Below are 1073 nucleotides of genomic sequence, written 5' to 3' on the forward strand. Positions count from 1 at the left end.
TCGGTTCTGTTTTTCAAATTGTTCCGGGCTAAGACCACCACAGGCATTGTGGCGACGCCAGCGATTGTAATCGCACTCGATATAATTAAGCACAGTCGTTCGCATCATTTCCCGACTGGCAAAGTGCTTGCCGTGGATACATTCCACTTTCAGTGTGTGGAAGAAGCTTTCCGCACAGGCATTGTCGTAACAACAGCCTTTGGCGCTCATACTGCCACGCAGGTTATGGTGTTTCAGTAAAGTCTGATAATCCGCCGAACAGTACTGGCCGCCTCTGTCTGTATGAACAATGGCATTTCCCGGGCGTTTACGCCTCCACCACGCCATTTGCAACGCATCGCAGGCCAGTTGTGCCGTCATCCGCGAAGACATCGACCAGCCGATGACGGCCCGCGACCACAGGTCAATCACCACTGCTAGGTAAAGCCAACCTTCGTCTGTACGTAAGTAGATAATGTCACCCGACCATTTCTGATTCGGCCCACAGGCTGTTACGTCCTGCTTCAACAGGTTTTCCGACACCGGCAGGCCATGTTCATGGTAACTGACCGGGCTGAATTTACGGCTCGCTTTCGCCCGTAATCCCTGACGGCGCAGACTGGCAGCGATGGTTTTAATGTTGTACTCCGGCAACTCATCAGCAAGGCGTGGCGCACCATAGCGCTGTTTTGCCTCAGCGAATGCATTACGGACAGCCTCATCACAAGCGAGCCGGAACTGCTGACGCGGGGTTATCTGATGACGACGCAGACGCCAGGCATACCAGCCACTACGGGCGACACGGAGCACTCGGCACATGGCTTTGATGCTGAACTCAGTCTGATGTTTTTCGATAAAAACATACTTGATTTCAGGCGCTTCGCAAAGTATGTCGCGGCCTTTTGGAGAATCGTCAACTCTTCCTCCCGTTCTGCCAGCTGACGTTTGAGCCGGGCATTTTCGGCAGCCAGTTCGCTTTCACACTTGGATGATGTCAGTTGCTGCTGTTGTTTGCTTCGCCAGGTATAAAGTTGCGACTCATAGAGACCGAGTTCGCGCGCGGCTGCGGCCACGCCAATGCGTTGAGCGAGATT

At 53.5% G+C, this 1073-nt stretch carries 1 protein-coding gene; it reads right to left on the reverse strand.

What is annotated here, in order from left to right; translation table 11 throughout:
• Window positions 1-1073, reverse strand: a protein-coding gene (locus EIEH_RS17255) for an IS3 family transposase (protein ID WP_239642625.1) whose coding sequence is annotated in 2 segments (ribosomal slippage) — window positions 1-878 and window positions 878-1073 — 1074 coding nt annotated over the 2 segments. Because the reading frame shifts where the segments join, the coding sequence is not laid out codon by codon here. This gene is flagged as partial in the annotation.

This window comes from Edwardsiella ictaluri ATCC 33202, from assembly GCF_000264785.1.
Classification (GTDB): domain Bacteria; phylum Pseudomonadota; class Gammaproteobacteria; order Enterobacterales; family Enterobacteriaceae; genus Edwardsiella; species Edwardsiella ictaluri.